Annotated in this window: 18 protein-coding genes; 6 read left to right on the top strand and 12 right to left on the bottom strand. The window is 31.9% G+C overall.

Annotated features, from left to right (window positions below; all coding sequences use genetic code 11):
- Positions 1–184: 184 nt before the first annotated feature.
- Positions 185–1,339, top strand: coding sequence for a DegT/DnrJ/EryC1/StrS family aminotransferase (locus ACH5TW_RS07785; protein WP_439335942.1), 1,155 nt, complete (start codon positions 185–187; stop codon positions 1,337–1,339).
- Complete coding sequence (galE, locus tag ACH5TW_RS07780) at positions 1,332–2,354, top strand: UDP-glucose 4-epimerase GalE (protein WP_439335941.1); 1,023 nt, start codon at positions 1,332–1,334, stop codon at positions 2,352–2,354. Before ACH5TW_RS07785 ends, galE begins: the two co-directional genes overlap by 8 nt.
- Before the next feature lie 72 nt (positions 2,355–2,426).
- Here galE and lspA read toward each other — a convergent pair whose 3' ends face one another.
- The 5 genes from lspA to ACH5TW_RS07755 all read right to left on the bottom strand — a co-directional run bounded on the left by lspA (position 2,427) and on the right by ACH5TW_RS07755 (position 8,016).
- On the bottom strand, positions 2,427–2,921 hold the full coding sequence (gene lspA / locus ACH5TW_RS07775) for a signal peptidase II (RefSeq protein ID WP_439335940.1): 495 nt from the start codon (positions 2,919–2,921) through the stop codon (positions 2,427–2,429).
- A 1-nt stretch (position 2,922) separates the two neighbouring features.
- Complete coding sequence (gene fabD, locus ACH5TW_RS07770) at positions 2,923–3,810, bottom strand: ACP S-malonyltransferase (RefSeq protein WP_439335939.1); 888 nt, start codon at positions 3,808–3,810, stop codon at positions 2,923–2,925.
- Positions 3,811–4,085: 275 nt separating this feature from the next.
- Positions 4,086–5,642 (bottom strand): NAD(P)/FAD-dependent oxidoreductase, encoded by a 1,557-nt coding sequence (locus tag ACH5TW_RS07765; protein WP_439335938.1) that lies wholly within the window; start codon positions 5,640–5,642, stop codon positions 4,086–4,088.
- Between the two features lie 48 nt (positions 5,643–5,690).
- Positions 5,691–7,070: an alpha/beta hydrolase family protein gene (locus ACH5TW_RS07760; RefSeq protein WP_439335937.1), complete on the bottom strand. Its 1,380-nt coding sequence runs from the start codon at positions 7,068–7,070 to the stop codon at positions 5,691–5,693.
- A gap of 28 nt (positions 7,071–7,098) precedes the next feature.
- On the bottom strand, positions 7,099–8,016 hold the full coding sequence (locus ACH5TW_RS07755) for a dihydrofolate reductase (RefSeq protein WP_439335936.1): 918 nt from the start codon (positions 8,014–8,016) through the stop codon (positions 7,099–7,101).
- A 302-nt stretch (positions 8,017–8,318) separates the two neighbouring features.
- On the opposite strand from ACH5TW_RS07755, the gene ACH5TW_RS07750 reads away from it, so the two are divergent.
- A complete protein-coding gene (locus tag ACH5TW_RS07750; RefSeq protein WP_439335935.1) occupies positions 8,319–8,615 on the top strand; it encodes an isoamylase early set domain-containing protein in 297 nt (98 codons plus the stop codon).
- Between the two features lie 53 nt (positions 8,616–8,668).
- Here the strand turns inward: ACH5TW_RS07750 and ACH5TW_RS07745 are convergent, their stop codons facing one another.
- The 7 genes from ACH5TW_RS07745 to ACH5TW_RS07715 form a co-directional block, all read right to left on the bottom strand.
- Positions 8,669–9,157: an energy transducer TonB gene (locus ACH5TW_RS07745; RefSeq protein ID WP_439335934.1), complete on the bottom strand. Its 489-nt coding sequence runs from the start codon at positions 9,155–9,157 to the stop codon at positions 8,669–8,671.
- 7 nt (positions 9,158–9,164) lie between these two features.
- Complete coding sequence (locus ACH5TW_RS07740; RefSeq protein WP_439335933.1) at positions 9,165–9,989, bottom strand: thymidylate synthase; 825 nt, start codon at positions 9,987–9,989, stop codon at positions 9,165–9,167.
- A gap of 231 nt (positions 9,990–10,220) precedes the next feature.
- On the bottom strand, positions 10,221–11,237 hold the full coding sequence (locus ACH5TW_RS07735; protein ID WP_439335932.1) for a T9SS type A sorting domain-containing protein: 1,017 nt from the start codon (positions 11,235–11,237) through the stop codon (positions 10,221–10,223).
- A gap of 215 nt (positions 11,238–11,452) precedes the next feature.
- Entirely contained in the window at positions 11,453–12,982 is a 1,530-nt protein-coding gene (locus ACH5TW_RS07730; protein WP_439335931.1) for a NupC/NupG family nucleoside CNT transporter, read from the bottom strand.
- A 12-nt stretch (positions 12,983–12,994) separates the two neighbouring features.
- Positions 12,995–13,618 (bottom strand): bifunctional nuclease family protein, encoded by a 624-nt coding sequence (locus tag ACH5TW_RS07725; RefSeq protein WP_439335930.1) that lies wholly within the window; start codon positions 13,616–13,618, stop codon positions 12,995–12,997.
- Positions 13,619–13,742: 124 nt separating this feature from the next.
- Positions 13,743–14,702, bottom strand: a complete 960-nt coding sequence (locus ACH5TW_RS07720) for an electron transfer flavoprotein subunit alpha/FixB family protein (protein ID WP_439335929.1) — start codon at positions 14,700–14,702, stop codon at positions 13,743–13,745.
- A gap of 102 nt (positions 14,703–14,804) precedes the next feature.
- A complete protein-coding gene (locus tag ACH5TW_RS07715; protein ID WP_439335928.1) occupies positions 14,805–15,551 on the bottom strand; it encodes an electron transfer flavoprotein subunit beta/FixA family protein in 747 nt (248 codons plus the stop codon).
- A 335-nt stretch (positions 15,552–15,886) separates the two neighbouring features.
- Between ACH5TW_RS07715 and ACH5TW_RS07710 the strand changes: the two genes are divergently transcribed.
- The 3 genes from ACH5TW_RS07710 (at position 15,887) to ACH5TW_RS07700 (ending at position 20,322) form a co-directional block, all read left to right on the top strand.
- Positions 15,887–16,864, top strand: a complete 978-nt coding sequence (locus ACH5TW_RS07710; RefSeq protein WP_439335927.1) for a pyruvate dehydrogenase complex E1 component subunit beta — start codon at positions 15,887–15,889, stop codon at positions 16,862–16,864.
- Positions 16,865–17,016: 152 nt separating this feature from the next.
- On the top strand, positions 17,017–19,521 hold the full coding sequence (locus tag ACH5TW_RS07705) for a DUF5686 and carboxypeptidase-like regulatory domain-containing protein (protein ID WP_439335926.1): 2,505 nt from the start codon (positions 17,017–17,019) through the stop codon (positions 19,519–19,521).
- 273 nt (positions 19,522–19,794) lie between these two features.
- Positions 19,795–20,322 carry an inorganic diphosphatase gene (locus ACH5TW_RS07700; protein ID WP_439335925.1) on the top strand — a complete coding sequence of 176 codons (528 nt, stop codon included), beginning with the start codon at positions 19,795–19,797 and terminating at the stop codon, positions 20,320–20,322.
- The last annotated feature ends 26 nt before the right edge of the window (positions 20,323–20,348 follow it).

Here is a 20,348-nt window from a genome sequence, read left to right as displayed (position 1 = left end):
ATTTTTTTATTTGTTGCTAAAATACATTTCTTTAAAATAAATTCTTAGTTAAATTAATATTATTCATAAATGTTTCATTGCTTAACGTCATTGAATTTTGTAATTTCGTAAGCTACAAAACACCCATAAAGGGTTTTCATTAAAAGAGTCTTAATTACAAAATTTAGACTATAATTTTTTTTAGATGAAGAAAATTCAAATGGTTGATCTTAAAGGTCAATATGAAGGAATTAAAGACGTGGTAAACACATCTATTCAAGAAGTTTTAGAAACAACATCATATATAAACGGTCCTAAAGTTCATCAATTTCAAAAGAATTTAGAGCAATATTTAGGCGTAAAACATGTTATTCCATGTGCTAATGGTACAGATGCTTTACAAATAGCTATGATGGGATTAGGTTTAAAGCCAGGTGATGAGGTTATAACAGCTGATTTTACTTTTGCTGCTACTGTTGAGGTTATTGCTTTGCTTAATTTAACACCGGTTTTAGTTGATGTAAATGAAGATGATTTTAATATAAGTATTGAAGCCATTAAAAAAGCCATTACACCAAAAACTAAGGCGATAGTACCTGTGCATTTATTTGGACAATGTGCTAACATGGAAGCTATTATGGAAATAGCAAAAGCGCATAATTTATATGTAATAGAAGATAATGCACAAGCTATTGGAGCTAATTATACTTATAAAAATGGTTCTAAGGCTAAAGCAGGAACTATTGGACACGTAGCTTCTACGTCGTTTTTTCCATCAAAAAACTTAGGTTGTTATGGCGATGGTGGTGCTATATTTACAAATGATGACGATTTAGCTCATGTTATTAGAGGTATTGTAAATCATGGTATGTACGAGCGTTATCATCATGATGTTGTTGGTGTTAACTCTAGGTTAGATAGTATTCAAGCAGGTGTTTTAGACGCTAAACTACCACATTTAGATACTTATAATATAGCAAGACAAAATGCTGCTAGAAAATATAACAAAGCTTTTAAAAGTATTGAATCTATTGTAACGCCAAAAGTGTCAAATGGATGTGCAGGCATTTGTGATACTTGTGATTGCCATGTTTTTCATCAATATACATTAAAAATTAAAGGGATAGATAGAGATGCTTTAGTAAAGCATTTAAATGAAAAAGAGATTCCTTGTGGCGTTTATTACCCAATTCCGCTTCATAACCAAAAAGCGTATGCAGATGCACGTTATAATGAAGCCGATTTTACGGTAACCAATCAGTTAGTTAAAGAAGTTATTTCATTACCAATGCATACCGAATTGGATGATGAACAGATTGAATATATTATTTCAACAATTATAAGCTTTATAAATGGATAAAATATTAGTTACTGGCGGATTAGGTTTTATAGGATCGCATACCGTTGTAGAATTACAGAATGAAGGCTACGAAGTTGTTATTATTGACGACTTATCAAATTCTTCAGAAAAAGTATTAGATGGTATTATAGCCATTACTGGAAAAACACCCATTTTTGAAAAATTAGATCTTAAAGAAAAAAATAAGGTTGAAGCATTTTTCAAAAAGCACAATGATATTAAAGGTGTTATACATTTTGCAGCAAGTAAAGCTGTTGGTGAAAGCGTAAAAGAACCATTATTATATTATGAAAATAATATAAGCACGTTAGTTTATATTCTTAAAGAATTACAAAAGTTACCATCGGCAGGCTTTATATTTAGTTCGTCTTGTACGGTTTATGGGCAAGCAGATAAATTGCCAATAACAGAAAATGCGCCTGTAAAACAAGCCGAATCTCCTTATGGAAACACAAAACAAATAGGGGAAGAGATTATTAGCGATACTTGTAAAGTAACCCCATCATTAAAAGCGATTGCTTTAAGGTATTTTAATCCGGTAGGGGCTCATGAATCTGTTGAGATTGGAGAGTTGCCAATTGGAGTTCCTCAAAATTTAGTGCCGTTTATTACGCAAACAGGTATTGGATTACGCGAGCAATTATCTGTTTTTGGTGATGATTATCCAACACCAGATGGTACGTGTATTCGTGATTATATTCATGTTGTCGATTTAGCAAAAGCACATGTTATTGCATTAAAACGATTATTAGAAAACAAAAATAAAGCTAATTACGAAACTTTTAATTTAGGAACAGGAACAGGAAGTTCTGTTTTAGAAGTTGTTCAAGCTTTTGAAAAGGTTTCTGGTAAAAAACTGAATTATAAAATTGTAGATAGGAGAGAAGGCGATATTATTTCTGCTTATGCCGATACTACAAAGGCCAATGACGAATTAGGTTGGAAAACCGAATTGTCTTTAGATCAAGCTATGGATTCTGCCTGGAAATGGGAACAGAAAGTTAGAAGTAAGTAATTGATATTTATAAAATTAAAAAAGGCGCTCTAAAATATTTTAGAGCGCCTTTTTTAGTATAAAATTTTTGTTTTATGATTGTTCTTTCTTCTTCCTAAAACTTGCAATCACTAAAATTATCATACCAGTCGTTACCGATAAATCAGCCATATTAAAAATGCCAGTTCTTAAAAGATCTGTTATTCTTATATAAAAGAAATCTGTAACCGATCCAAAAACAACTCTATCAAAAACATTCGCAATACCTCCTCCAATAATACTAGCAAAAGCAAATACCGACCATTTATCTAAGGTTTTATCTTTTAATATATATCGTAAAATATAACCTAAAACTACAATAGGTAGAATAAGTAAAAGTATAATTCTTAACGTAGGATTTAAATCGCTTCCCATACCAAGAAATGCACCTTCATTTTCTACATTATGAAGAGAAAAGTAGTTGCTAATAAGGTGTATAACTTCTTTTGAACCAATATAAGTTCTAACTAATATTTTAGAAAATTGATCTACAACAATTGTTAAAACAATAACAGTAATGATGTAGATAGTACGCTTCGTTAATTTCATATTACTTTTCAAAAGTTGCAGAAGCTGTTTCAGAGGCTCTGTTAATTTTCTTTACTAAACCTTGTAATACTTTACCAGGGCCAACTTCAGTAAATAGTGTGGCACCATCTTCAATCATTTGTTGTACAGATTGTGTCCAACGTACAGGCGCTGTTAATTGAGAAATTAAATTTGCTTTAATAGCTGTTTCATCAGTTACGGCACTTGCAGTTACATTCTGATAAATAGGGCAGTTAGGTTTGCTAAACGTAGTGTTTTCAATAGCAGTTGCTAACTCTTCGCGAGCAGGTTCCATTAAAGGCGAATGAAAAGCACCACCAACAGGTAAAACTAAAGCACGACGTGCACCAGCTTCTTTCATACTTTCACAAGCTCTGTTAATAGCATCAACTTCACCAGAAATTACTAATTGACCAGGGCAGTTATAATTGGCAGCAACTACAATACCTTCGGTTTCTTTACAAATATTTTCAACAACAGCATCTTCTAAAGCTAAAACAGCAGCCATAGTACTTGGTTGTAATTCACAAGCTTTTTGCATAGCTAAAGCACGTTGCGAGACTAATTTTAAGCCGTCTTCAAAATTTAAAGCACCATTGGTAACTAAAGCCGAAAATTCGCCTAAAGAATGTCCAGCCACCATATCTGGCTTAAAGCTATCTCCTAAAGTTTTAGCTAGAATAACAGAATGTAAAAATATAGCAGGTTGCGTAACTTTCGTTTCTTTTAAAGCTTCTGCAGTACCTTCAAACATGATGTCTGTAATGTGGAAACCAAGAATTTCATTGGCTTTTTCAAATAATTCTTGTGCTAAAGGAGCGTTTTCATAAAGGTCTAAACCCATTCCTGAGAATTGTGCGCCTTGACCTGGAAATATATATGCATTCATAGTTGGTTTGTTTTTAGAGCTGCAAAAATAAGAATAAATCTTTTATTAAACTATGTATTTGGGCGTTACCCAAGGGTCGGGCTTTACGTTGCAATCTTTTGTTTTTTTGTCATTCTTACTAGGCAGGAAACTACAATTAGTGTATGCGTAAATTCTAAACGTTCTAGGATACTTTAAGAAAAACAAAAGGATTTACACTTCAATCCCTAACGCAAAACTAAGGTAGTAATCATCTTTTTTCTAAAAGGCAACTTTACAACTCAAACATGCAGAAATTACAAACCAATAATCGCCGCTTCGGCACATCGTTCTCCATCCATAGCTGCCGATACAATACCACCAGCATAACCACCACCTTCACCACAAGGGAATAAGCCTTCTATTTGTGGGTGTGCTAATTGTTCGTTTCTTGGAATACAAACGGGCGATGAGGTTCTCGATTCTACACCAATAATATTAGCTTCTTCGGTATAATAACCCTTCATTTTTTGTCCAAATGCAGCAAAGCCTTTTCGTAATCTGCTGCCTATTAGTTTTGGTAAAAGCGAATGTAATGGTGCCGAATTTAAACCAGGCTGATAAGAGGTCGGGTTTAAATCTGCCGATAATCTACCTTCAACAAAATCAGTTAATCGTTGTGCTGGAGCAACCTGACTTCTGCCACCTGCGGTAAATGCCATACGTTCTAAATTTTTCTGATATTCTAAACCTTTTAAAGGTCCAAATTGTTCGTATTTAGGCAAATCTCTATTCACATCTATTTCTACTACAATCCCAGAATTTGCAAATAAATTATTTCGTTTAGAAGGCGACATACCATTTACAACCACTTCGCCATTGGCAGTAGCTGCAGGTACAATAAATCCACCAGGGCACATACAAAAGGAGTACACACCACGTTCGTTTACTTGTTGTACCAAACTGTACGAAGCCGCTGGTAATAATTCATGACGATCGCCACTGCAATGGTATTGAATAGAATCAATAATATGTTGAGGATGCTCTACACGAACACCCATAGCAAACGATTTTGCTTTTAGAGCAATTTCTTTTTTATGAAGTAAATAAAAGATGTCTCTCGCCGAATGTCCGGTTGCTAAAATAACACGGTTGGCAATCATTTCTTCACCGTTCAAAAATTGAATAGCTTGTATTTTACCATTTTTTACGGTAAAATCTGTAACACGTGTTTCAAAATGAACTTCACCACCATATTTTAAAATGGTTTCACGAATATTTGTGACTACTTTAGGTAGTTTATTTGTTCCAATATGGGGATGTGCATCTACCAAAATCTGGTCGGTAGCACCATGATAAACTAAGTTTTCAAATATGCGTCTAACATCACCACGTTTTAAACTTCGGGTGTATAATTTACCATCGCTATAAGTTCCTGCACCACCTTCTCCAAAGCAATAATTAGAATCTTCGTTTACAAAATGATCTTGATTTATGGCTTTTAAATCACGACGACGGCCCTGAACATTTTTACCACGTTCTAAAACAATAGGTTTAAAACCAAGTTCTATACAACGCAAAGCAGCATACATGCCTGCAGGTCCAAAACCAATAATATGAATGGGTTTTGCTTTCGATACATCTTTATAATCAAATTTATATTCTGAAGTTTTCGGCAATACTTCTCTAATATAAACAGCGACTTTATAATTAAGAATGATTTTTGGTTTTCTAGCATCAATAGATTTTCGAAGCACTTTTACGCCTGTAATATCTTCTTTATCAATATCTAAAGTGCGTGCCGATTTTATTACTAAAATATCACTGCGTTCTTCTTCTTTAAGTGTAATACGAAGTTGAAGTTCTTTTACCATAATGCGAAATTAGTGAAAATACACATGGGTTTTTAAAAGAATAATTGACTAGTCAATTTTTAATATAGTAGGATTTAGATATTTTTTAAAAAAACTATAAAGTGTATTTAAATCTTTTGATGTTTGAGGCACTGAATGTCCCGTTCCGTAATTAATAAGTGTTGAGGTGGGTACTTTTAGCGAATCTAATTTTGCTTTTAAATGTATAAATTGATCTTGATAATAAGGCGCATCATTGGTATTATGAAAAAATAGAGTAGGAGCTGTAGCTGATGATTCAACTAAATAAGAAGCTCCCATAGTGTTCCATAGTTCAAAATTATCTTCAAGACTACCCCAAGCCCATTCGCATCGAGTTTCTAAGTTAGAATCGCCATCATCTGAAGCATTGTAAATTTGAGTATAATCAAAAACACCAGGGCCTAATGCAGCTGCTTGTATGTCATCAGAAACTCCAGTATTAAAACCAGCATTTTCAAATTCAGGAACAGATTTGTTTCCAATAGCTAAAGATCCAGCAGTAGAACCTCGAGAAAATCCGTAAACACCAATGTTTCCAGATAATCCTAATTCATTACTCATATTTCGCAAGGAGCGAATAGCAGATTTTACTTTTTGGACTGCATCAGGATTTGTTTGATATGATTTATAGGTGTCGTTTTTGCCATTTACAGGTTTACCGCTTCCCCAAGGACAATATTTTGGATGATCGGCAATAGCCCAAGCCATTCCATGTGCAGGTAAACCTTCTAAAAAAGAATCGTTAAAACCAGCAAAAGTATATGGTAAAAACATTCTTAAATCTTTGTGAGTATCAGTAAGTTTTTTTTTGTCATTATCATAGGTGGCGTAACTGTTACTGTATGAAAAAGATAAAATAGTAGGGGTTTTTACTTTTGGGTTTGCAGGATAGATAATATCCATACGTAATTCATCACCTTCTACATATTCTTTAGGTGTGTTATAAACTTTAGGATTGTCTATAAAATAAGGTACATCTCGAGAAATTCTATAGCCTTCAAATAATATATAAGATTTGTTAAGCGAACAGTTAGTGAAGTTGCAGAATAATTTATTTGAAATGGCCTTATTAATAGCAATAATGTCTTTGTTTATGTTTGTTGCTGAAGCTTTTTTATCGTGATTATAATCTAGTTCTATAACCCGATATCCTTGAGATAATAACCAAGCGACATCTTTTTCATTTGTGTTTTGACCTATTTTCTCAAACCCTAAATTTTTAAGATATACAATGGTTATATTATTGCCTGTAAAATCTTTTTTTGGTGATTTAGATTCTGTTGCTGAATAACTAATATTATTTCCAGTTGTTATACTCAACCATTTGCCTTTACTGGCGCATGAATTAAGTGATAAAAATAGAAGTATATAGCCAAGGCAAACTATTTGAAATCTTGAGGTTATCATTTATAAAATTTAGTAAAAGATAAATAAGCTATTTTCTTTCGTAAGTTAAAAACGAAAACTCATAGTCATGTTTTTCATCTTTTTTATGAAACTTGTTGGCTGTTTCTTTCCAAATAGTAGTATCTATTTTTGGAAAAAATGTATCAGCTTCAAAGTTTTCATGTACTCTTGTTAATTCTATTTTATTAGCAATATGCATAGCTTGTTTGTAAATTTCTCCACCACCTATAATAAAAGGTTGTGATTCGTTTTTTGTTACATCAATCGCAGCATTTAAGCTGTTAACAACAATAACGCCTTCTGGTACTTTGTAGTCAGTTTGTCTAGTAATAACTACGTGAGTTCTATTTGGTAGTGGTTTAGGAAAACTTTCAAAAGTTTTACGCCCCATAATAATATGATGTCCGTTTGTTAAGGCTTTAAAACGTTTTAAATCGTCACTTAAATGCCAAATTAATTTATTTCCTTTTCCAATGGCATCATTTTCTGCCGCAGCAACAATAATAGTAAGCTGAGATTGAGTGCGAGTTGCTTCAGGCTTAATTTCGTTGTAAACTTCGCTTTCTGCAATATATGTTTCTTCTTTTATTAATCCAGCCTTAATTTTTTCGATACGATTTTTTTGTTTAGCTACTAATTTTTCTAGTTGGTTTTGTTCCCAAGCCTTACCCATAAACTTATGGGTAATAAAGACATTAAATATGTGATAAATAAATAAGAATAACCAAATAAGAATAGCAAATAAGAACCATTCTTTACCAAGGATTTTAAAATCTTCTCCAATACCTAAGACGGTATTAGCTAATATTAAAAAAACAGCACCAATTAAGAATATTACAAAGTGGATGTATAAATTCTTTTTTTGTTTGATACGTTTCTGAGCATTTTGAATAAGCTCTAATTGGTCTTTATCTATTTGTGGAGTGTCTTTCTTTTTTCCGAACATAATACTAAAATAATGATTGTAAAGTTAAAGTTTTTTGATGACATGATTAAGATTAAATTATGGCTTAAAAAAATCTAAATAGCGAAAAGGTTTTCGGTTAAAAACCCTTGAAAATCAACGAAAAACAAGATTTGTGTACTAAGAATAATACAATATACTTCTTGATTTTTTTTGATACACAAAATTTACACAAGTCTATATTAACAAATTGATAATTCTTTATGCTAAAGGTGTTAAAATTAAACTCTTCAATAATTGTTTTTTAAATTTGTATCATAAACAACACACAAAATATTTGAATTATGGCTATTAAAAAACAATACTTAAAAAGCAAACCAGTTTGTAAAGTTACTTTTTCTATACTTGCTGAAGATGCAAAAAAAGCTTCTGTAATTGGAAGTTTTAATGAATGGAATGCTAAAGCAACTCCTCTTAAGAAATTAAAAAATGGAACTTTTAAAGCAACTGTAGATTTAGATGCTGAAAGTTCTTATGAATATAAATACCTTGTTGACGGTGCTTATATTAATGATGATGCAGCCGACGCTTATGCATGGAATGATTATGCTGCAGCAGAAAATAGTGTAGTAAACGTTTAGTTAAATCCTAAGAAATTAAACGAAAAAGGGCTTTCTGTATAGAGAGCCCTTTTTTAATTCTTCTTTTTTTTAATTTTTCGTTTTAATTTTTTTGAGCTATTATCAACCATAAAATTAATTGGTATAGAGTAAGGGACTGTTACAGGTTTACCCCTTTGTATTCCTGGTCTTTCCATGTCTGGAATTAGTTTTATAACCCGAATAGCTTCTTTTTCAAGTTCATAATGTGGTGCACTTGACCTAATTCCTGTAACTTTTCCATATTTGTCAATTTTAAAAATCACATTAATTTTTACTAATCCATCAGGTAAACCAATCTTATTTGCTATTTTGATATTGAAGTTTTTTGAGATAAGGTTTGAAATTTTATAACTCATGCATTTTTTTAATTCTGCATTAGAAAGCGTTTTGTCACAACCTTTATAAACAGGAACATTTTCAATTACCTCATAAACAGTATCTGGATTTTCTTTTGTTTCATTTTCTTGTGCTATAATAGAAGTGTTAATGAAAATTAATAGTAATGCGTATATGTTTTTCATTTTATTTTTATACTGCAACAGCACCTTTAATGTGTGGATGCGGATTATAATCTTCTAATTTGAAATCTTCAAAAGTGAAATCTAAAATATCTTTTATTTCAGGATTTATTTTCATTTTTGGTAACGGACGTATATCTCTAGATAATTGTAATTCCAATTGCTCAAAATGATTACTATATATATGAGCATCACCAAAAGTGTGGATAAATTCACCCGCTTCATAACCACATACTTGAGCCATCATCATGGTGAATAATGCGTAAGAGGCAATGTTAAAAGGAACTCCTAAAAAGATGTCGGCACTTCGTTGATAAAGTTGGCATGATAATTTACCATTAGCAACATAAAATTGAAAAAAGGCGTGACAAGGGGGAAGCGCAGCTTTTCCATTCGCTACATTTTCATCAAATGATTTAGATGTATCTGGTAATACAGAAGGGTTCCATGCAGATACTAACATTCTGCGGCTATTTGGGTTGTTTTTTAAAGTATTAATAACTTCTTTAATTTGGTCTACTTCATCACTATTCCAGTTACGCCATTGATGCCCATAAACAGGGCCAAGGTCTCCATTTTTATCTGCCCAATCATTCCAAATACGTACACCGTTATCAGTTAAGTACTTAATATTAGTATCGCCTTTTAAAAACCAAAGTAGTTCATATATAATAGATTTTAAGTGTAATTTTTTTGTAGTTACCATTGGGAAACCTTCACTTAAATTAAATCGCATTTGGTAGCCAAAAACGCTTTTAGTTCCCGTTCCTGTTCTATCTTCTTTTTCGTTTCCGTTTGTTAAAACGTGTTTTACTAAGTCGTGATATTGTTTCATATTTCTTTTTCCTGTAAAGGGAGTAAAATCTCTTAATTAATAATGATTAAGTTGCAAATTAGTAAGGAAATTGCAGATACGAATTTAAAGAAAAATGATTGTTAAGCGTTTCTTTTTAATAATGATAATATCAAAAAGTTATTAACGCTTTTGATATTGGTTTTATCGTAATATTTTGATACAAAAAAAGCCTCATACAAGATGAGGCTTTTTTATTATTTTTAAAAAGTATTATCTTTTGGTAATCTGTTTTACTACTGTTTCTCCTTTGTTGGAAACCTTAACAAAATAACTTCCAGAAGGTAAGCTGCTAAAATTAACTACATTAGAGCTACTTGATAATGTTTTATTTAATAAGATTCTACCTCTTACATCGTAAACGTTTAGTGTAGCACCAACAGTAAAACCGTTTTTAGCTTTAATAGTAATATTGCTTGATGTAGGGTTAGGATAAGCTTTAAAATCTACACTATTAGCAAAATCTTCTATGCCAGCAGTTGCAAAATATTTAGATTGTAAATATGCGGTAACACTCGCAACATCCACATCCGAAAGGCTAGTATTGTAAATAATTACTTCTGCAACTTCTCCAGGAAGAAAACCTTTAGGGTCTTCAGGAGCAACTTGAATAGCTCCTACTCTAATATTTGGAGAACTAAATTCAGATCCATTATTGTCACCAAATGTTACTAAGTCGTCTACCCAAGCATTACCGTTAGAGTTAATAACAAAAGTGTGTGGATTAGCGTCATAGGGTTGAGTAACGAAATCACCTGAAGAACCCATTCTGCATCCAAAATTGGCATTTCCATTGTAATTTGCAATTCTAAAACGGTTTCCTCCGTCAAATGCGCCACCATTTCCACCAGTATTATCATAACCAGAAAACAGGTATGCATCTCCTGCATTAGTAGAAACATTAGCTACAATAAATGCTGTAAAATTTGCTGAGTTAATAGGATCAGCTAAATCTATCCAATCATCTATACCGTCAAAACTAAGAGTTGCTTTGTTATTAAATGCTGAAGAACTTGCAACGTAAGTTGGTTGTCCAGTTCCTATTGCAGTAGCATCGTTTGATAAACCAGAAGCATCTGCCCATGTAGCAATAGCATCTCCGTCTGTAGCAGTAATTGTACTAGCATCTAAATGCATTACCAAACCAGATATTGATGGTAAAGTTTGGGCCCCTGCTGCACACATTGCAATTCCCATAGAAGTACTTAAAAGTAATTTTTTTAATTTCATAATTGTTTTGTTTTATTATTATTTAGTTACTATTACAAAACAAACGTTTGTTTTTAATTTTAAGAGGGTATAAAATAGCTTAAAATAGGGTGTAAAATGACTAGCGTAAAAAAAATAGTAGTTTAATATTGATAAGTAAATGAGTGGCTTGGTCTAATTGTTACGCATTGCTAAAAATTTCTAAGAAAAAAACAAGAAATTATTAGTTTAGTATTTTAACCAATAATCATACCTGCAATAGTTGCAGAAATTAGGGAAGCAATAGTACCACCAATTAAAGCTTTTATACCAAACTTTGATAAGGTTTTGCGTTGCCCAGGTGCTAACGAACCTATACCGCCTATTTGAATACCAATGGATGCAAAATTAGCAAAACCACATAGCATATAAGTTGCCATGATTATTGATTTTTCATAAGTTAAATGGATAGAACTACTAGCATTTTTTAAATCGGCTAATTGAATATACCCAATAAACTCACTAGCTGCTAATTTAATTCCTAGAAGTTGCCCCATAAGCGCCATGTCTTCACTTGCAACACCAATAAGCCACATTAGAGGCGCAAAGGCATATCCTAAAATAAGTTCTAGAGATAAACTTTCATAAGACGTATTGATTGCGATCCAATTATTAATAGAAGTAATATTTCCTATCCAACCTAAAATACCATTGAACATGGCAATAAAAGCAACAAAAACTAAAAGCATGGCACCAACATTTACGGCAAGCTTAAGTCCTTCTGTAGTTCCATTAGCAATAGCATCTAAAAAGTTTGAACCAATTTTATCTTGTGAAACTGAAACATCTGTATTTACTTCTTCAGTTTGTGGGTATAATATTTTTGAAATAACAATCGCTCCAGGTGCAGCCATGACAGAAGCAGCCAATAAATGCTTTGCATAAAACAATCTAAGCTCAGGGTCTTCGCCTCCTAAAAAGCCAATGTAAGCAGCAAGTACAGCCCCTGCAACGGTTGCCATGCCTCCAATCATTACTAAAAGCATTTCAGACTTATTCATTTTTTCTAAATAAGCCTTGATTAAAAGTGGTGCTTCGGTTTGTCCTAAAAAAATGTTTCCAGCTACACTTAAACTTTCTGCTCCTGATATTTTTAAAGTCTTAGAAAGCAACCAAGCCATCCCTTTAACTACTTTTTGAATGATTCCTAAATAGAATAACACTGAGGTTAATGCAGAAAAGAATATAATCGTTGGTAATACTTGAAATGCGAAAATGAAACCAAAAGTATCCATATCAACCACTAACCCTTCAAATAAAAATTTACTTCCAGCTCTAGTGAAATCTAAAACGCTAACAAATAATCCTCCAATAAATTCAAAAATGATTTTTACAAATTCAACTTTTAAAACACCTATGGCAATTAATAATTGAAAAGCCAGACCAATACCAACAATTTTCCAATTAATAGCTTTTCTATTACTAGAAAAAAGAAAGGCTACAAAAATAAGTGATAGCATGCCCAAAATACCACGCCATAAACTATTAATGCTAAAGCCTTGGCTAGGAATTATAGAAGAGGTATTTGTTTTAATATCAACTGATTCATTGGTGTTTTGAATAGTTGATTTTGTGTTGTTAATTTGAATTGAATCTGTTGCTGCAGTTTGAACTGTTGAAACATTTTCAATGGAATTTATCTGAACTGTTTTATCTATATCTTGTGCTATGATTGTTGAAGTTGAAACTAAAAAGATAACAGCAAAAAATAAAAACAGTTTTTTCATAAAAATAGGAGATTATTCTCGTTTAGATATTTCATCACGAATACTTGCTGCTTTTTCATAATCTTCATTCGCAACAGCTTCATTTAATAAGCTATGTAGTTCTTCTAAACTTTTGCCTTTAAAATTTCCGCGTGGTTCGTTTGGTTCTAATTCATTTGCAACTAACTCATCCATTAAAATACTATCTTGAGTTTCGTCCTCTTCATCTTCTTTTTTAGGATTCACTTTTAAGTAAATACCTGCTTTATCAAGAATGTTTTTATACGTAAAAATAGGTGCTTGAAAGCGAAGTGCTAAAGCAATAGCATCACTGGTTCTAGCATCAATTATTTCTTCAATTTTATCGCGTTCGCAAATTAAACTGGAATAAAAAACACCATCAACCAATTTGTGAATAATAACTTGTTTTACAACAATATCAAATCGATCTGCGAAATTTTTAAATAAGTCATGAGTTAAAGGTCTTGGAGGACTAATTTCTTTTTCTAAAGCTATAGCTATAGATTGTGCCTCAAAAGCTCCAATAACTATTGGTAGTTTACGATCACCATCTTCTTCATTTAAAATCAAGGCATAAGCGCCATTTTGAGTTTGGCTATACGATATGCCTTTTATATTTAATTTTACTAAGCTCATAATTTATGAAAACGCAAAGAACTGTTTAAATTAGGACTTTACCAAACTGCCTAAGGCAGATTTATGAATAAAAATGCTAATTTAAGCAGTTCAATACTAAACCAACTAATTTATGAAAAATAATTTATTGTTGGGCTTTAAATACTTTTAATTTTTCGATGAGTTGTGGTACAACTTCAAAAGCATCACCAACAACACCGTAGTCTGCAGCTTTAAAGAAAGGCGCTTCTGCATCAGTATTTATAACCACTTTTACTTTTGATGCGTTTATACCAGCTAAATGCTGAATAGCTCCAGAAATTCCAATGGCAATGTATAAATTAGAGGCTACAGGTTTTCCTGTTTGTCCTACGTGTTCGCTATGCGGTCTCCATCCTAAATCTGATACGGGTTTAGAGCATGCTGTTGCAGCACCTAAAGTATCGGCTAATTCTTCAATCATACCCCAGTTTTCAGGACCTTTTAATCCGCGACCTCCAGAAACTACAATATCAGCATCTGCAATAGTTACTTTGTCGGTTGCTCTGTCTACAGATTCAACACTAACTCCTAAATTTGAAATGGAAGGCGAAAAGTCTTCCGCGGAAGCGCTACCAGTATTTTCAACTAACCCAAATGAATTATTTGAAACACCTACTATTTTAACATCTGTGTTAATTTGTAAAGTTTCAAAAGCTTTATTAGTGAAAGCAGTACGTTTAACGGTAAAAGGAGAAACGCTTGTTGGAGCTTCAATAACATTTGAGGCATAACCCGCATTTAATCCAACTGCTAAAAGAGGTGCTAGGTATTTGCTGTTTGCACTAGAACTTACAACGACCACTTTTGTGTCTTCTTTTTCGGCAGCTTCTTTAATAGCTTCTGCGTAACCGCTAGCATTAAATGCTTCTAATGCTGTGTTTTTTATGTTTAAAACTTTATCAACTCCGTAGTTTCCTAATGCTGAAGCGTCATCAACATTAATAGTAACTGCCGTAACGGTTGTTTCTAATTGATTAGCAACTGCTTTAGCATAAGATGCTACTTCTAAAGCTGTTTTTTTTAATGTTCCTTGTTCTGATTCTGTATATACTAAAACTGACATGCTTTATTTTTTGTTTTTCATCCTGAACTTGATTCAGGATTTAATTTATCTTTCTGTTAATTTTAAAAAGATTCCGAAACGAGTTCGGAATGATTTAGCAACTTAAATTACTTTAGCTTCATTGTGAAGTAAGTTAATTAACTCGTCTAAATTATCTGGTGATACTAATTTTACAGCGCCTTTTGGTGCTGGTTTTTCAAAAGAAACAGAGTTTGTCTCTGTATTAGTTTCTATAGGTTCTGCAACGGTTAATGGTTTTTTTCGAGCCATCATAATACCTCGCATATTAGGTATACGTAAATCACTTTCTTCTACAAGTCCTTTTTGACCACCTATTACTAATGGTAAACTTGTAGATACGGTTTCTTTACCGCCATCAATTTCTCTAATAGCTTTTGCCTCTGTACCTTCTACTTCAAGGTTAATACAGTTATTTACAAAATTAGCTTGTAATAATCCAGCTATCATACCCGGAACCATGCCTCCATTATAATCTATAGATTCACGACCTGCAATAATTAAATCGTAAGCACCTTCTTTAGCAACATTGGCTAATTGTTTTGCAACAGAAAAAGCATCGCTTGCCTGTGTATTTACACGTATAGCTGCATCTGCTCCAATAGCTAAGGCTTTTCTTAGCGTAGGTTCTGTTTCTGGTCCTCCAACATTTATTACGGTAACACTTGCGTCTTGTTTTTCTTTAAACCACATAGCTCTAGTTAAACCAAATTCGTCATTTGGGTTAATAACAAATTGTACGCCATTGGTGTCAAATTTAGTGTCTCCTTCGGTGAAATTAATCTTAGATGTAGTATCTGGAACATGGCTAATGCACACTAATATTTTCATAATTTTTATATCTTAAAATGACTTATTTTTAATCAGTATGCGAAGTTAATTATTTTATTCTGATTATTTACTATGCGTGCATAGTAAATTTTGTTTTTATTCATTTTTTATTAGAAAAAAAGATGGTTTTGTATGTGTAAAAATTCTTTTTTGTTGATTACTATTAAAAAACAATGAGAATTTAGGTACTTATTAAGTAGGATATTATCATTATTTATATATCATTTCTGTAGAATTAATAAAAACTTTTTCATTAATAATTTTACTGTTTAATTTTATGGTATAATATTCTCAATAATTCCTATTTTTGCAATTCGAAATTAAAAACAATCTTAATGAAGACAATTCAATTTAGAGAGGCTATTTGTGAAGCCATGAGTGAAGAAATGCGCAGAGATGAAAGCGTTTATTTAATGGGTGAAGAAGTTGCTGAGTATAATGGTGCTTACAAAGCGTCAAAAGGCATGTTAGATGAGTTTGGTGCAAAGCGTGTAATTGATACACCAATTGCCGAACTTGGTTTTGCAGGTATAGCTGTTGGTTCTACAATGACTGGTAATAGGCCAATTGTAGAATACATGACCTTTAACTTCTCTTTGGTTGGAATTGATCAAATTATAAATAATGCAGCAAAAATTAGACAAATGTCTGGTGGGCAATTTAAATGTCCAATTGTATTTCGTGGGCCAACAGGTTCTGCAGGTCAATTAGGAGCTACACACTCACAAGCTTTTGAAAGTTGGTTTGCTAACACACCAGGTTTAAAAGTTATTGTGCCTTCTAATCCTTATGATGCAAAAGGTTTATTAAAAGCAGCTATTCGCGATGACGATCCGGTTATTTTTATGGAAAGTGAGCAAATGTATGGCGATAAAGGTGAAGTGCCAGAAGGCGAATACATTGTGCCAATAGGAGTTGCCGATATTAAAAGAGAAGGAACAGATGTAACTATTGTTTCTTTTGGTAAAATTATAAAAGAAGCTTATAAAGCTGCTGATGAATTAGAAAAAGAAGGCATTTCTTGTGAAATTATAGATTTACGTACTGTAAAGCCTATGGATAGAAAAGCTATTTTAGATTCAGTTAAGAAAACAAACCGATTAGTTATTTTAGAAGAAGCTTGGCCTTTTGGAAATGTTGCTACTGAAATTACTTATTTAGTGCAAAGTGAAGCATTTGATTATTTAGATGCTCCAATTATAAAAATTAATACAGCAGATACTCCTGCGCCTTATTCACCAGTTCTTTTAGAAGAATGGTTACCTAACAAAGACGAAGTTATTAAAGCAGTTAAAAAGGTATTATACAAATAAATTAATTTATTTTACGTTATATAAACTTCATTAGCACGATTGTTGATGAAGTTTTTTGTTTTATGTAATTAGATAAAAACTACATTTTTTCAACTTTATGCAACCTAAGGCATGTTTTATTTGTCTTTTAAGAAAATAATTAAAATATTTTGATGAGAATTAAACTTCTTTTTGCCCTTTTTCTACTAAATAGTTTTTTTGCGATAGCGCAAACTAAAGTTAGTGGGTATGTTTTTGATGAATATAATGAACCTGTTTCTTTTGCAAACGTAATATTCAAGGGGTCTACACAAGGAACTATAACCGATGAAAACGGAAAGTTTTATCTGGAGTCTGATGAAACTTGGAATACATTAAGCATAACATTTATTGGTTACGAAACTTTAAATATTTCATTAACTAAAAAAGTAAATTACGATTTAAAGTTTACGCTAAAAGAAGAAGCCGGACAGTTAGATACAGTTGTTGTAGTTTCTGGTAAGCAATCTAAAAAAAATAATCCTGCCATAGATTTACTTCGAAAAATATGGGAACACAAACGTAGAAACGGATTGAGTTTATATAAACAATACGAATACGATAAGTATGAAAAAGTAGAGTTTGATATAAATACCATTGATAGCGCCCTAATAAAAAGTAAGCTATTTAAAGGTATGGAATTTGTTTTTGAACAGGTTGATACATCAAGTGTAACGGGTAAAACATATTTGCCTATGTTTATTAACGAAGCGGTTTCAAAAGTATATGGCGATAATATTATTAATAAAGAAAAGGTCGTTTTAAAAGGAAATAAAAACTCTGGGTTTAGCGATAATCAAACTATTATTGATTTTGTAGACGATTTGTATTCAGATTATAATGTGTATGATAATTACTTAAAATTCTTCGATAAAAGTTTTGTAAGTCCGTTGTCAAAAACAGGAATAAGTACTTATAATTATGTGTTAAGCGATAGTGCGTTTATTGATAATAAGTGGTGTTATAATATAATCTATTATCCAAGACGTAAAAACGAATTGACTTTTAAAGGTGATTTTTGGGTAGCAGATTCAACTTATGCTATTAAAGAAATTAATCTACAAGCATCAAAAAGTGCTAATATAAACTGGGTAAAAGATATTTATATAGAGCAAGAGTTTGAAGTTTTAAATGATTCCCTATTTCTTGTAAAGCGCGATTATATGATGTCTGATTTTGCGTTTAGCAAAAAGGAAAAATCTCGTGGTATTTATGGAAAGCGAACCACGCTTTTTAATAATTATAAGTTTGATATTGAGAAGGATAAAAAATTCTATGACGAAGAAGTTTATAATTATGATAAAGATGTTTATGATAGAGATGATGCTTTTTGGGCAGATAATAGATTAGAAGATTTAAATAAAGATGAGCAAGGTGTCTATAAAATGTTAGATACTTTAAAAACCGTTAAAAAGTTTAAACGTCTTTATAACTTAGGAAGTATTTTATCTTCAGGCTACATAGAATTTAATTCGTTGCCACTAGATTATGGTCCTATTTTTTCAACTTTTGGGTTTAACGAAGTTGAAGGGTTGCGTTTGCGTATAGGTGGACGTACTTATTTTGGTAGAAACGACCTCTGGAGATTGCAAGGGTTTTTAGCTTATGGTTTTGACGATGATAAATTTAAATATGGTATTTCAGGTAAATGGTTATTAGATAAAAAAAGTCGATTGATAATTTCTGGAGGTAATAGGCGCGATGTAGAACAAATAGGAGCTAGTTTAACAACCAGTACCGATGTTTTGGGACGTAGTTTGGCCTCTTCATCTGTTGTTGGAACGAGTGCTAATGATAAGTTAACTTCTATTAATTTAACAAGTTTAGCGATAGAGTTAGAACCATGGCGTAATCTTATTTTTAGATTAAGTGGAAATTACAGAACTTTAGAGTCAGCATCACCAACTTTTAGTTTAGATTATAATACACTAACTGGTGTGGAGTCTGAAATAAAACAATTTGAAACCGTTTTGTCATTATCGTATTTTCCAAAACGAAAAATGACTGGTTTTGGCGTTGAGCGTCGTACTGCTAATGATGATTTTGCTCGTATTTTTGCACAGGTAAGTCGTGGTGATAAAAGTATGTTTAATAGCGATTTCGATTATACAAAATTACAGTTCTCATATACGCAACCAATACAATTAGGTGGTTTTGGTAGGTTAACATCTACAGTTGAAGCGGGAAAAACTATTGGAGAAGTACCTTTAGGCTTGTTAAGTGTTATTCCTGGAAATCAATCTTATTTTTCAATTTATAATACATTTTCTCAGTTAGATTTTTATGAGTTTGTGTCTGATACTTATACGTCTGTGCATTTAGAACATAATTTTAACGGACGCTTATTTTCTAGAATTCCTTTTTTAAGAAAACTTAATTTACGTGAAATTATTAGTGTTCGTGGTGTTTGGGGAGAAATTTCAGATAAAAATATAGCTCTAAATACAACAGGCAACCCTAACGAGACGCCTTTAATAGCGCCAAGTGATGAAATGTATTATGAATACAGTTTAGGAATTGGAAACATTTTTAAAGTATTTAGAATAGACTTTAATTTTAGAGGAAACTATTTAGATGAAATTAAAAATCCCGATGCTCGTAAATTTGGAGTAACAGGTACTTTTGGGTTTTATTTTTAGAAGAGGTTTTTTGCGACTTGATATGAAATTGTTTTAATGTTTTGTGCCAAATTTTAAACGATGGTAGTTGAATTTTTTTATTAAATCAAATACCTAAAGTTGCTCTAAAACTAGTTTTTCATTTTTTTGTTTTAATAACAATATTAATTTTAAACTAAAAGAATAGCTTAAAGCCATTCTTATGTTATTTATGAACCTTAAAAATCTATGTAATTATAGTTGCTTTAAGTTTTGCTGTTCAGTACATTTGCAACCCAAAATAGTAAGAAAAAAATGAGCAAAGAAGAAATATTAACCTTTGATGTATTAATAGAAATACCAAAAGGAAGTAGAAATAAATATGAATATGATTTTACATTGCATAAAATTCGTTTTGATCGTATGTTGTTTTCATCAATGATGTATCCTGGTGATTATGGTTTTATTCCAGAAACTTTAGCATTAGACCAAGATCCTTTAGATGTATTAGTTATGGGTACAGAACCAACGTATCCTATGGTAGTTATGGAAGTAAGACCTATTGGTGTTTTTCATATGACAGATGAAAAGGGGCCTGATGAAAAAATTATTTGTGTACCAGTGTCAGATCCTATTTGGAGTAACAATAAAGATATTAGTGATTTAAATCCGCATAGATTAAAAGAAATTGAGCACTTTTTTCAAGTATATAAAGATTTAGAGAAGAAAAAAGTAGATACAGGAGGATGGGGAAATGCAGAAGAAGCTATTAAAATTTATCATGAGTGTGTAGAGCGTTATGAGAATAGTGAGCATAAGAAAAAGCGCACTTTTACTATATAATTATTATATTCTTAAAATATAGAAAA

Origin of the sequence: Thalassobellus sediminis, from assembly GCF_044386045.1 — a bacterium.
Lineage (GTDB): Bacteria > Bacteroidota > Bacteroidia > Flavobacteriales > Flavobacteriaceae > Thalassobellus > Thalassobellus sediminis.
The sequence above is the reverse complement of the archived record's forward strand: the minus strand, read 5'-3'. Positions and strand labels throughout refer to the sequence as shown.